General features: G+C 36.8%; 14 protein-coding genes. 11 read left to right on the plus strand and 3 right to left on the minus strand.

Annotated elements, in window-relative coordinates; translation table 11 throughout:
* Nucleotides 1-154: 154 nt before the first annotated feature.
* Nucleotides 155-547, plus strand: coding sequence for a bacillithiol system redox-active protein YtxJ (gene ytxJ / locus DSM00_RS13125; RefSeq protein ID WP_128758427.1), 393 nt, complete (start codon nt 155-157; stop codon nt 545-547).
* A gap of 175 nt (nt 548-722) precedes the next feature.
* On the opposite strand, the gene DSM00_RS13130 is transcribed toward ytxJ, so the two are convergent.
* A complete protein-coding gene (locus DSM00_RS13130; protein ID WP_164916339.1) occupies nt 723-3,170 on the minus strand; it encodes a TonB-dependent receptor domain-containing protein in 2,448 nt (815 codons plus the stop codon).
* Between the two features lie 310 nt (nt 3,171-3,480).
* Here DSM00_RS13130 and DSM00_RS13135 point away from each other — a divergent pair, with 310 nt between their 5' ends.
* Entirely contained in the window at nt 3,481-3,846 is a 366-nt protein-coding gene (locus DSM00_RS13135) for a CoA-binding protein (RefSeq protein ID WP_128758428.1), read from the plus strand.
* Here the strand turns inward: DSM00_RS13135 and DSM00_RS13140 are convergent.
* On the minus strand, nt 3,817-5,262 hold the full coding sequence (locus tag DSM00_RS13140) for a sodium:solute symporter (RefSeq protein ID WP_128758429.1): 1,446 nt from the start codon (nt 5,260-5,262) through the stop codon (nt 3,817-3,819). The two genes, DSM00_RS13135 and DSM00_RS13140, sit on opposite strands and share 30 nt — an antisense overlap.
* 212 nt (nt 5,263-5,474) lie before the next feature.
* Here DSM00_RS13140 and DSM00_RS13145 point away from each other — a divergent pair, with 212 nt between their 5' ends.
* Genes DSM00_RS13145 through DSM00_RS13160 form a run of 4 tightly spaced genes read left to right on the plus strand, consistent with a single transcriptional unit; the run spans nt 5,475 to nt 7,492 of the window.
* Nucleotides 5,475-5,705 (plus strand): hypothetical protein, encoded by a 231-nt coding sequence (locus DSM00_RS13145; protein ID WP_128758430.1) that lies wholly within the window; start codon nt 5,475-5,477, stop codon nt 5,703-5,705.
* On the plus strand, nt 5,706-6,275 hold the full coding sequence (locus DSM00_RS13150; RefSeq protein ID WP_128758431.1) for a phosphatase PAP2 family protein: 570 nt from the start codon (nt 5,706-5,708) through the stop codon (nt 6,273-6,275).
* Nucleotide 6,276: 1 nt separating this feature from the next.
* Nucleotides 6,277-7,221, plus strand: coding sequence for an NAD-dependent epimerase/dehydratase family protein (locus tag DSM00_RS13155; RefSeq protein WP_128758432.1), 945 nt, complete (start codon nt 6,277-6,279; stop codon nt 7,219-7,221).
* 4 nt (nt 7,222-7,225) lie between these two features.
* Nucleotides 7,226-7,492 (plus strand): hypothetical protein, encoded by a 267-nt coding sequence (locus tag DSM00_RS13160; RefSeq protein ID WP_128758433.1) that lies wholly within the window; start codon nt 7,226-7,228, stop codon nt 7,490-7,492.
* 8 nt (nt 7,493-7,500) lie between these two features.
* Here the strand turns inward: DSM00_RS13160 and meaB are convergent, their stop codons facing one another.
* Nucleotides 7,501-8,547, minus strand: a complete 1,047-nt coding sequence (meaB, locus tag DSM00_RS13165; RefSeq protein WP_128758434.1) for a methylmalonyl Co-A mutase-associated GTPase MeaB — start codon at nt 8,545-8,547, stop codon at nt 7,501-7,503.
* Nucleotides 8,548-8,722: 175 nt separating this feature from the next.
* On the opposite strand from meaB, the gene DSM00_RS13170 reads away from it, so the two are divergent.
* From DSM00_RS13170 to DSM00_RS13190, 5 genes are all read left to right on the plus strand, one after another.
* Nucleotides 8,723-9,148, plus strand: coding sequence for an organic hydroperoxide resistance protein (locus DSM00_RS13170; protein ID WP_128758435.1), 426 nt, complete (start codon nt 8,723-8,725; stop codon nt 9,146-9,148).
* Between the two features lie 271 nt (nt 9,149-9,419).
* Nucleotides 9,420-9,911, plus strand: a complete 492-nt coding sequence (locus tag DSM00_RS13175; RefSeq protein WP_128758510.1) for an RNA polymerase sigma factor — start codon at nt 9,420-9,422, stop codon at nt 9,909-9,911.
* Nucleotides 9,895-10,491, plus strand: a complete 597-nt coding sequence (locus DSM00_RS13180) for a hypothetical protein (RefSeq protein ID WP_128758436.1) — start codon at nt 9,895-9,897, stop codon at nt 10,489-10,491. Before DSM00_RS13175 ends, DSM00_RS13180 begins: the two co-directional genes overlap by 17 nt.
* Nucleotides 10,492-10,495: 4 nt before the next feature.
* Nucleotides 10,496-12,214: a hypothetical protein gene (locus DSM00_RS13185; protein ID WP_128758437.1), complete on the plus strand. Its 1,719-nt coding sequence runs from the start codon at nt 10,496-10,498 to the stop codon at nt 12,212-12,214.
* An 86-nt stretch (nt 12,215-12,300) separates the two neighbouring features.
* On the plus strand, nt 12,301-13,008 hold the full coding sequence (locus DSM00_RS13190) for a peptidoglycan DD-metalloendopeptidase family protein (protein WP_128758438.1): 708 nt from the start codon (nt 12,301-12,303) through the stop codon (nt 13,006-13,008).
* Nucleotides 13,009-13,015 lie beyond the last annotated feature (7 nt).

The following is a 13,015-nucleotide window of genomic DNA, read 5'->3' on the forward strand; positions in this document are numbered from 1 at the left end:
AGCAGTCATAATGGCGGTTATAACCGAAATTTAACCTGTCTTTTTGGCGGTTGGGTTGTTTGGTTTTCCTTAATACATTATACGGTTATCTTTCCTTAAATTTACGCTACGCTATGGAAAGCAGGCGTTAATAACAACTAAAAGATAAACGACGATGGGTTTTTTTGATAAGTTTAAAAGTGCGAGCGATATCGCCAAAGAGGAAATAAATGAGGTGAAGTGGATACAGCTTGAACGTTTAGAGCAACTAGATGAAATTGCTGAAATTTCTAATGCTGTACCAGTTTTAATTTTCAAACACAGTACAACTTGTGGCATTAGCCGTATGGCCTTAAGAGGATTTGAGAAGAATTATAATTACGATAAAAAAGAAATTGAGCCGTATTTTCTAGATTTAAAACAGCACCGTGATATAAGTCAGGCAATTGCCGAAAAATTTAACGTGCGTCACGAGAGTCCGCAAGTGTTATTGATTAAAAATGGAGCAGCGGTTTATAATACCTCACATAGTGATATAGATGCTTCAGTATTAAAGCAGAAGATCTAGTTGTACCTCGATTAAAAGCAAAAACCCGGAGCAGCGCTCCGGGTTTTTTATTCCTATTAATTTACTGCTGCTTGAGTAAGTAGAAGGCTAATTCATATAAACGAAAACAGAAAAACCAGATCTATTAATAGGAGATGTTGCTTAGCAACATTTATTAGTTCTTCTAAATTGACGTTTAAAACATTCCGCCACCTTCAACTTCATTGTCTTCTCTGTTTTTTCTGCGTTTAGCACGGTATTTACTATCTCCAAAACGGTAGTTAAAGCCTGCGTAAACGGTATTGCTTTCCCAGTTAAATTGCCCTTGTATAAGGTAGGGGTTAGTTCCGTTGAATCGCGCTTTCATCGTATTAAAAATATCATTGTAGTTTATACTTATCGTGCCTTTGCCCTCAAAAATGGAATAACGTGCACCTATGTTAGTCATAAACATCGATTTATTTTCAAACTGAATCCCTTTATTTGGCCCCCTGAACATCGCAAAAGCGGTAAGTGTTAATTTTTTTGTCGCTGTAAAGTTGTTTATTACCCGAGCATTATAAACCGTATTATCAACTTCAATACGGGTTTGTGTGATATCAGATGCCGTAGGATTTTCAATAGCCGGGTCTAGCGACTCGGTAATACCGGTTTGTGTTTGATTAAATAAATCGAAACTAGCATTAATGCTCCACCAGTCTAGCGGTTTATAATTGCTGCTCAATTCAAAACCATAGGCAGTAGTCGAGTCAAAATTATCGTTTGTTAATACGATACGATCCAGGTTAAAGCGATCAACAAATACGGCTTGATTGATCTCATCTTCAATAATGCGATAAAACACTCCGGCTGTAATACTTCCTTTCTCGAGAGTTCGTGTGTAGTTGGTTTCTAACGAATTTGTAAACTGCGGTCTTAGATCGACATTCCCAAATTGCGTGATTAAAGGTGAACTCCATTCACGTATGGGATTAACCTGGCCTACACCGGGGCGATCTATACGACGGCTGTAACTTACCTGGTACTGGTTTTTTTCTGAAGGATTAAAGGTTACGTAAGCCGAAGGGTATAACTCAAAATAATCGTTTGTAAATGCACGTACCGCATTAGTATCTGCGGCTACATGCACCTGCTCAGCACGTAAACCGGCCTGATACGACCATTTCTCGTAGTTTTTTCCGTAAGTCACATAAGCAGAATAAATATCCCGACTGTAATCAAATTGGGTATCTGGTGTGGGAACCAAATTTCCGGATGCATTAAACGATTGCCCGGTACTGCTGTACCCAATATCAGTATTGAATAAAATGGCTTGAACACCCAACTCCAGCTTTTCACTTTCAGAAAGCGGATTTACATAATCTAAATTTAAAGTAGTACGGTCTCTTTTTGTAGCTACAAAATCTTCATAGTCGGCAAGGGGAGTGGTGCCTGTAAAGTCAAAAAACGTATCCTCATCTGCATCAAAAGTGTTAAAATCTGCCTCAAACTCAATATTATGACCTTCTTTTTCAAAATCAAGTTTATAATCGAGGTTGTATTGCTGCGAGTAGTTGCTCATATCTGCGCCAAAATCCTGCATCAGATTGCGGGTCGTATCATCTGCATAAACAATATCTATGTTGCCGCCGGGCATTCCGTTAAAGCTGTTTTGAGAGGTAAAAACAGAGAGGGTATTTTTGTCATTTAAATACACATCTAAGCCCAATTTTAGCAGGTGTGATTTTTGGTCATTTAGCATATCAAAATACTGGGTAGAGTTATCGCCTTCGCGAAAAATCGTCCCATAATTAGCATTCTTAGAAATGTTATTACTATAGTTAGAATACAAATTGTATTTGCCGTTGCGGTAATTGAGATTTAAACCGCTATTGAATTGGGCGTTTTTCTCATAGGAAACACCGGCACTCACATCCCCGTTAAATCCTATGTTTACATTTTTGTGCAGTACGATATTGATGATTCCGCTCATTCCATCAGGATTGTATTTTGCTGAAGGATTTGTAATTAGTTCAATCTTTTTAATAGAGCTAGATGGTAGCTGTTTAAGCAACTGATCTGCCGGAATGTTAGAAAGCTTGCCATCTACCATTACCTGTACATTGCTGTTTCCGCGTAGCGTAAGAGCTCCAGATTGCTGATCGAGATTTACAGAAGGAATATTATTCATGATATCTGCAGCGCTCGCTCCTGCGGTAGTCAAATCTTTACCCACGTTGATGACTTTTCGGTCTATTTGCTGCTCTATAGTGGTACGCTCAGCAACGATGTTTACCGCATCTAGTTCTGCCATAACCGCGCTCAGCATAATTGTTCCCATGTTATTATTTCGGTGGTCGCGATCGATTATAAGATCTCTCTGGGAATTCTCGTAACCTATAAATTGAATTTTCAATGTATAAATTCCTTCAGGTATTTTTGAGATTTCGAATACACCCAAATCGTTTGTGATACCGCCTGTGACAACTTCACCAGCATCTTTACTAATTATAATGGTGGCGTAGGGGATAGGTTGATTAAGTTCTGCGTCCATTACCGTACCGCTCACGCTACCGGTGATAAGAGGTTCTGGTTTGGGTTGTGCAAATGAAAGAGTACTTAAAAATAGTACGATAAGGCTTAAAAGCCATTGCTGAGATTTCATAACTGTTCGATTTTGATTGATGATTACATAATACTTTGCATAACATAATAGCTGAAACAAAGCATCCCGTGATTAGCGGTTTCTTAATAGACGATCGTGTTTGAAATCTGTTACAGTAAATCGTAAAATATTTTAAAAAAAGAAAACCCGGAATCGCTAAATCCCGGGTTTTCAAGTTTGAATGTTAAAAACTAACACTAACCATCAAAACTAATTAATAAGCATTCAAACTTTTTGAAGTCGACTTCTATTTTATAGACCTATTAAAAAAGATATTGTTACAGAAGGAGTAATCATTTAACTTTGATTTATGACAACAAAGCAAACGCTGGTATTAGGTGCATCTCTTAAACCTATACGCTATTCCTATATGGCTATAAATAGATTAGTGCAAAAGAAACAACCTGTAGTTGCTATAGGACTTCGGGAAGGACGAGTTGCGGGTGTGCAAATAGATACCGGTTTTCCTAAATATGAAAATATAGATACGGTAACACTTTATCTCAATGCTCAAAATCAAAAACCGTATTACGAGTATCTTATAGAATTACGTCCTCGGCGTATTATCTTTAATCCGGGTACAGAGAATCCCGAGTTGTATAAGCTTTTAAAGCAAGCTAATATTGAGATTGATAACGCTTGTACTTTAGTTCTTTTGAGTACGAATACTTACTAATCCTAAAAAAGTAAGTAGTCCATTTAAGATTAAAATAAAGAAACCAAATTCAAAGTTAAGATAGGTAAGCGTAAGTTCGCTAATAATGTATGCAAGTATAGGGGCTACCACACATATAGCTGGTACAATTTTATCACGCACATTCCATTTTGTAAATAAACCGAACGCATATAAGCCTAATAACGGACCATAGGTATACCCTGCAAAAACAAAGAGTTTAGCAATCACGCTCTCATCTGCAATAATATATTTAAAACCTATAATCACCAGAATTATTAATAGGGAAGCAGCAATATGTATTCTTTTACGAATGGCGATTTGCTTTGCGGCTGTGTATTTTTTTTCAATCTCTAGAATATCTATACTAAAAGAAGTGGTAAGTGCGGTAAGGGCACTGTCTGCACTAGAATAAGCAGCAGCGATAAGTCCTAAAATAAAGCAAATCGCGATACCAAAACCTAATCCGCTTTGTGTTGCAATAAATGGAAATAGATCATCCTTAGAAGCTTCTATACCATTGTTACGAGCATAAACTGTAAGTAAAACTCCTAATGCTAAAAACACAAGATTTACAATTGTTAGCACCATTGTAAACCAAAACATATTTTTTTGAGCATCTTTTAAGGTTCTGCAGGTGAGGTTTTTTTGCATCATATCTTGATCCAGACCTGTCATTACAATTGCGATAAAAGCACCACTTATAAACTGCTTAAAGAAAAAGTCTTTACTCTTCCAATCCTCAAAAAAGAATATTTGAGACATATCGCTTTCAGCAATAAAATTAAAAAGACCGGTAGGTGATAATCCTAAATCTGAAGACAAAAAGTAAATAGCAACACCAAGTGCTGTAAGCATAAATAGAGTTTGCAGCGTATCTGTCCATACAATTGTTTTAATACCACTTTTAAATGTGTACAACCAGATGAGTAAAATGGTAATGGTAACAGTCACCCAGAATGGGACATTCATACTATCAAAAACCAATAGTTGTAACACGTTTGCTACCAGATACAATCTAAAACTGGCGCCCACCACGCGACTTAATAAAAAGAAAGAGGCACCTGTTTTATAGGAATTGATACCAAAGCGACCGCCGAGATATGCGTAAATTGATGTTAGGTTGAGTCTATAATATAGTGGTAACAGGACTAGGCCAATAACTGCATACCCCAATGTGTAACCCAGAACTACTTGAAAATAACTGAACTGCGAAGCTTCTACCCAGCCCGGAACAGAGATAAAAGTTACCCCAGATAGTGAAGCTCCTATCATCCCAAAAGCAACTAAATACCAGGGAGACTGTTTGCTTGCTTTGAAAAAATCATCATTCGAACCTCCTTTTCCTGTAAAATAGGAAACTAACATTAAGGTTATAAAATAGCCAGCAATAAGTAGGAGTATGGTAGTGGGTTGCATAACTTAGAAGTACTTTTTTCGGTATGTAATTTTGGAGAACGAATATAAGGTATAAAACTTCATTTGTCATAATCTTAAAAATTTACAAAGTAAACTTACCTTTGCGCAAAATTAAAAGAAGCTATTACTGGTTTTTTTTCATTTTAGTACTAATTCTGGTTTCTTTATTAGTTTTTTTTTAAGCTAGTAGTTGAAATTAACACATTGAAATTATGGAACTTCCCAAGTTTATATTAGGAGATAACACAGATTATCCTGAATCAATATTTGTAATACATACAGATTTTCCGCGCTTTGTCATTGATTTAAAAACTGATGATGTAGAGTGGTTTGAAGATTTTGATGAAAATGATGAAGAAGAACTTTCTACAGAAGCAGAAGGTTTAATTACAAAAGCTACTGAGTTTTACGACCGTGAAGTCGCACGATACGAGGAAGAATAAATGAACGAATTACAGCAATTGGATCACGATGTTTATCTCTTTCTCAATAATTTGGGATCAGAGACTTGGGATCCTTTCTGGTTATTTATTACTAATAAGTGGTACAGTATTCCTTTATACTTTTTCTTACTTATTCTTATTTATAGGAAGTTTGGAATAAAAGGAACGTTATACACGCTCGTAACTGTGGCATTATTGATTACTGCTACAGACCAACTTGCAAATGTCTTTAAACACGGTTTTGAACGGCCGCGTCCTTGTCGTCAAGAAGGAATAATGGAGCAGGCACGTTTTATAGCTGTTCGATGCGGAAGTTTTGGATATTTTTCAGCTCACGCTGCAAGTTCGATGGGCTTAGCATTTTTTGTAGGCTTTTTGTTAAAATCTAGGCACAAATGGCTACTGCCAGTACTTCTTATATGGGCGATTATGGTAGGTTATAGCCGAATTTATATAGGTGTTCACTATCCCGGAGATGTCTTAACCGGGATGCTAATAGGAGGTGTTATAGGATTGATAATGTTGTATCTGCACCGTTTTGGCTACGCCAAAATTTTTAAAGAAAATTAATATGAAAGCATTAGTTACCGGAGCTGCCGGTTTTATAGGATCTCATTGTGCCGAGCGCTTAAAAGCGATGAATTTTGAAGTTATAGGTATCGATAACTTCTCACCATATTATAGTCCGGATCTTAAAAACCGAAATGCAAAAAGTTTGGAGAAAGTGGGTATTCCTATCGAGATTATCGATTTGAGAAAACCCGAAGACTTTAAAAAAATTCCTACAGATTTTAATTATATTTTTCATTTTGCTGCGCAGCCAGGAATAGCTGCTACTTCTACGTTTGAAGATTATTTAATGAATAACCTTGTGGCGACAAAAAATCTAATGGATTTTGCACTTTCTTGCAAGGATTTAAAATTATTTACAAATATATCAACCTCTTCTATTTACGGGCTTAGAGCTACATTAACAGAAGATGCTGCACCTGAGCCAGCTTCTTTATACGGAGTTACAAAATTAGCGGCAGAGCAGCTTGTTTTAGCAAAAGCTCGGGAACATAAACTTAAATCATGTTCACTACGGTTGTTTTCGGTATATGGACCACGAGAACGTCCAGAGAAATTATATACAAAACTTATAGGTTGCGGATTTTTTCATCAGGAGTTTCCTTTATTTGATGGTAGTGAGGCTCACGTGCGTAGCTTCACATTTGTAGATGATATTATTGATGGTGTGGTGAGCGTTATAGGTAAAGAAGATCTTGTTGACGGAGAAGTAATAAACTTAGGTACCGAACAAGAACATACTACTGGAGAGGGAATGGCAATTGTAGAAGAGATTCTTGATACTAAAATACGTAAAGAGGTTGTGGCGAAGCGAGGTGGCGATCAGATGTTTACAAAAGCAAATATTAATAAAGCCCGAAAACTACTTAACTACAATCCGACTACTACATTAAAAGAAGGTCTGGGCAAACAAATCGAATGGTATCGTAAAGAATTTGTAGACTAAAATTATGATGTTAAGCGATAAAGAAAAAGAATTTGTAAAGTCCTGGTCTGTAAAGAGAGCAGCCAAGCTTCAGTTTTACCTGGGCATCATTCTTCAAATTGTTCTTATAACGGTAACTTATAAACTGGTAGTAAATTATTTTTCTAGTGAAATTTTTGATCTCGAAGTCTTTTTACAATATGGTCTTTTCGGTTTAATATTAGGTATTGTAGTAGCCTATTTTAAATTTCGTGCAAATGAAAAGAAGTATCACTTTCTCAAATCAAAGTAGTCTAAATATTAGTTTTTAGAATTGTGTTTCTTTAGTAATTCTTGCGCTGCTTGAAACGGTGTTGTTGTTCCTTCATTTAGCTCAGCAAGTAGCTGAGGTAATGCCTCCTTGATTTGAGGATTTGAGTAGAACGTATCTTTCAGGGTATTTTCTATAGTAGTTTTTAACCAATACGCATTTTGTTTCTTTCGGTTGTTTTCAAAGTAGCCATTGCTATTTACAAGAGCGCAATAGGCCGAAATGCTCTTCCAGATTTCAGAAATACCTTCATTATTTATAGCACTGCAACGTTTTACAACTGGTGACCATTCGCTTTCTTTTACGGGATAAAGATGCAAAGCTTTAGTAAAAGCGCTTGCTGCAAATTGAGCAGCGGTTTTATTTTCGCCATCGGCTTTATTAATTACAAGGAGGTCTGCCATTTCCATAATTCCGCGTTTAATACCCTGTAGCTCATCACCGGCTCCTGCTAGTTTCAGAAGAAGAAAAAAATCGGTCATAGCGTGCACTGCTGTTTCGCTTTGTCCTACACCCACAGTTTCGATAAGGATAATTTCATAACCTGCCGCTTCACATAAAATTATAGCTTCTTTTGTTTTTCGGGCAACTCCACCTAATGAATCTCCAGCTGCAGAAGGCCGTATAAATGCTTGTGAATTTGTAGAAAGATCGTTCATACGAGTTTTGTCCCCCAGTATACTACCGTGACTTATACTACTACTAGGGTCAATTGCAAGCACTGCAATTTTTTTATTTAATGAGATAAGATACTTTCCTAGCGCCTCAATAAAAGTACTTTTACCAACCCCGGGAACTCCGGTAATTCCTATGCGGAGCGATTTATTTGCGTAGGGTAAACAACCCGTAAGTATTTCTTGAGCTACTAGTTGATGACGCGCTGCTGTACTCTCGGCAAGGGTAATACTCTGACTCAGTGCTGTGGTATTGCCTTCACAAATCTTTGAAATAAGAGTTTGTGCATCAGGAATATTTTTGCGCTTTGCAATAATATGTCTGGCCGCTTGTTCATCAATACTATTTGAATTTTTAGGCATAGCTCAAAAGGTGTAATCAACAAATTTAAAGTATATACACAAACTCCGTCGCTTAAGTTGTGTAGTATAGTATTAAAAATAGTAAATGCATTTTGTGAAATCTTTAGTAAGTTGGGGTTGATTTCTGCAATATGTATTGGTATCTTGAACACTTAATCATTGAAAATTTCTAGATATGAAAGCTTTATATAAAGCAAAAGCCACTGCCACTGGTGGTCGCGACAGTCACGTTTCATCAGACGACGGAACATTAGATTTTAACCTCTCTGTACCTAAAGGTCTTGGCGGCGGTGGAGGCGAGGGCACAAACCCAGAGCAACTTTTTGCAGCAGGTTATTCTGCATGTTTTGGTAGTGCTTTAGCACACGTTGCTCGTGGTAAAAAAGTAGATCTTGGTGCTTATACAGTTACAGCCACGGTGAAAATAGGTAAAAATGAAGAAGATATGTTTCAGCTTGCAGTAGTGCTCGATTGTTACTTACCTACAGTTGACGTAGAGCAAGGAGAAGAGCTTGTAAACGAAGCTCACGAAGTGTGTCCTTATTCACGTGCAACAATGGATAATATTGATGTTACACTAAATTTACTTTTAGACGAGTAATGTGTTAAGAATAAGAATTAAGAAAAAAAACCCGCTTTAAGCGGGTTTTTTTATGCGATACACTTGATTTAAAAGTCGAAATGCTTGGCGCTAACAGATTTTATGCCAAATAAAAAGCGTTTACAGGAAGTACTAAATTATTTAATCAGAATTTTGCAACAGAGGCGAAAACGGTTCGTCTTTAGAAAAGGAATTAGCAACTAACCAAACCATCATTTTGCAAATTACCGAAATACTTGAACGATGTAAACAAAACGACAGGCGTGCACAAATGCAGTTGTATAATAAATACAGCCAGGGAATGTACTACGTGGCGTTTCGGTTTTTAAAAAACTCTTTTGAAGCTGAAGAAGCGATGCAAGAAGGTTTTGTTAAAGCGTTTACAAAAATGCATCAATACAATGGTGAGGTGACTTTTGGAGCTTGGCTAAAACGTATTGTGATCAACAAAAGCATAGATATGCTGAAGGCTAAAAAGCTGGAGCTTGTTGAAATGAATGAACAAGTATTAGGTAAAGTTGACGAGGATACAGACTGGACTGTTGAAGACGGTATCACGGTAGATCAAATTAAAGAAGCTATTGAAGATTTACCGGAGCGTTATCGCTATGCGGTTATGCTTTTTTTAATAGAAGGCTATGACCACCAGGAAATATCAGAAATATTAGAAATTACCGAGGTAGCATCACGTACACTGGTACACCGCGGAAAAAAGAAATTACAAGAAAAATTAAAAACAAAATATCATGGCACAGGATATTAGAGAGCTTCTTAAAAATGATTTAAGTGTTCCTACTGAAGGGTTAAAACCCAATCACGAGGCTCGTTTTAACGCAAGACTCGATGAGAACTTTGGTACTCAGGCAAAAGCTAAAGCCGAAGGTTATTTATGGATGAAGATTGCTGCAGTGCTGGTCGTGCTTATAGCTGTTACCGGATTATTACTTAATAATCCTTTTGTTGCAACAACTCCACAACAACCTACTGAGGTAAATACTATTGCTAGCACAACTGCAACAAAGGTACAGTTAAGTGATTTTTCTCCAGAGTATAAGCAGATTGAAGATCGTTATCTGGCTAGCATACATATGGAGCTTGCACAATTAAATGTTACAGATGATAACAAAGCTGTAGTAGATGCCTTTATGGGCCAGCTTGAAGAATTAAATCAGGAATATGATCGGCTTAATGAAGATCTGGTAGAAGCGGGTGTTAATAATCAAAACATACAAGCTCTCGTAGATAATTTACAGTTTAGACTTGATCTTCTTTTAAAGTTGAAAGAAAAATTGAATGAATTACAAGAATCTCAATTTAATGAGATTAAAACCAACACTATATAACACCATGAGATTAACTGTTCGTTTATGGGTTTTTGCATTTACAGTGGGATATGTCTCACTTATGCAGGCACAAACCAAAGAGAATAAACTTAATGAACGTTTTACAACCGGGTCACAAGTAGCAATTCTTGCAGATACGCAATATGCAGATATCGTTTTTGAGAACTGGAATAAGAATGAAGTTGCGGTAGAAGCTGTTATTGAAGGTGAAAATATTTCTAAAGAAGAGATTAAGCAATTACTCAAAGGATGGCAAGTAAGTGTTAAGGGTAATAGCAACATAGTACAGATTGTGAGTAGAGGGGCACCGGCAGCAATTAATCTGGCTCCCGGGGATGGTCAAATGCGTAGCGTAAATGATCTTATTGCCTCATCGATGCAAATGATGCAGCGCTCAGGTATGGATAATATGTTAAGTCCTATGCTGGAGCAGTTTTCTGGTATGCAATTACCTGTTGAATATTCTAAAGGGATGAAGAATATCTCTTTTGATTACAATGCTTACAAACGGGATGGCGAGAAATATCTGGAACAATACAAAAAGAAAATCGAAGCTAATTTTGGCGAAGATTTTGATGCTGTAATGAAAAAGTGGGAGCGCAATAATCAGAAAAAGGTTGCTGCGGGACAGGGTGTGGCAGGAAGTAGTTTACTAGGAATGCCTAAGTCACCATTTGGTAGGCAATTGTCTTTTGATGCTGATGCATACAAACGGGACAAAAAAGGATACCTCGCAGCTATAAATAAAAAATACGGTACTAATGTGAGTGTTGCTCAAACCGATAAATGGCGCTCAGATATGGAAGCGTGGGGAGCAGATTTTAACAAAGATATGCAAGCCTGGGGAGAGCGTTTTGGTAAGCAATTTGGTGGATCTTCAGAAGCTTTAGGGGCTAACTTCAGTAAAGCTTTAGAAAGTGATATGGCTGCTCTGGGTCAAAATATAGGTAAAGCTATGGAAGGTTGGAGTGATAATTTTGCGAAAAAATTAGAACAAATGGCCGAAGAGCAAGGCGGAAATCTTAAAAAAACCGTGACCCGTGATGCAAATGGTAATGTGAGTACTCAAATGACTTATAGCTATTCTGGAAATACTGTTGCAAGTAACGCAAAACCAAGGGCGTCATACAAGCGCAAAATAATTGTACATATGCCTAATGCTGCAAAATTAGATTTGACCGTAAGACATGGAAACATAAATATAGCGGAAGCAACAAATGCGAAGGTTAACCTATCTCATGGTGATTTTATAGCCAATAAGATTTCGGGAGATAAAACTTTTATTAACGTTGCATATAGTCCAGTGGATATAGCAACTTGGGATTATGGTACATTACAAGCCAGTTATACAAAGAAGTGTGTAATAGATAAGGCTCACAGTATAAATATAAATTCTAGAGCAAGTAGTATTGTAATAAATGAATTACAAGATGCTGCAGTAATTACAGGAAGCTTTGGAGAACTTTCTATACCAAAATTGGGTAAAAACTTCAAGACCTTGAATATAAGTGTAGAGAATAGTGATGTAGTTCTTAATCTACCGGAGACCCCATTTCATTTTAATTTTAATGGTGTACGTAGTAGGTTAAATTATCCAAAAAGTATAGATGCAAAAGTGATGGAAGGTTATAATAGTAGTATGGTAAACGGGTTTTATAAATCTAGAAACACTGACAGTATAATCGCTATCTCGTCAAAATTTAGTGATATAGTTTTAAATTAGTTTTAAGTTAATTGTTGTAAAGTCCGTTCCTGCCAGAACGGACTTTTTTATGCTTTTAGTTTTATTAGAATTGTATTTTTGAATCTATGCAAACATCAGATTTTTTAGCCGAGCTATCTCAACTTACAATGGGCTTTACGCCTGTGGTTGATCCTATTTATGGAGCTGAGGTTTATCGGTTTCTCGATCTTTCTACATCAAATACAATTATAGATTCGGTAGACACAAGCTCTGCTGAAGCTATAGCAGTTTATATAGATACTTATTTATCTAAAACTGGAGGTAAGGTAGCTTACGGAGGATATTTAGAAAAGCGAAGTATTTATGACCGAAGTCTTTATTTTGGCACGCAGGAGATTCAACTTAAACGGAATATACATTTAGGAATAGATATCTGGTGCCCATCAGGAACCGCCGTACTCGCACCTGTGAAAGGAAGGGTGCATAGCTTTAAAGACAACAAAAACCATGGTGACTATGGGCCGTGTATAGTGCTAGAGCATACAATTAAGGGAGATTCTTTTTATACATTATATGGTCATCTTAGCAGAGCATCAATTTCCGAATTAGAAATAGGTCAAGAGTTCAACGCCGGAGAAACCATAGCTTATTTAGGTGAACCCGAAGAAAATGGTGATTATGCACCTCATTTGCATTTTCAGATTATAAAAGATTTACAACAAAACGAAGGTGATTACCCGGGTGTATCTTCACTAGGAAATCTATCTTTCTATAAAGAAAATTGTCCTGATCCAGATATACTATTAAAAATAGAATCGAAGGTAAAAGGCTAGATCTTTT

This window comes from Leeuwenhoekiella aequorea (assembly GCF_004104375.1).
Taxonomy (GTDB): Bacteria; Bacteroidota; Bacteroidia; order Flavobacteriales; family Flavobacteriaceae; genus Leeuwenhoekiella; species Leeuwenhoekiella aequorea.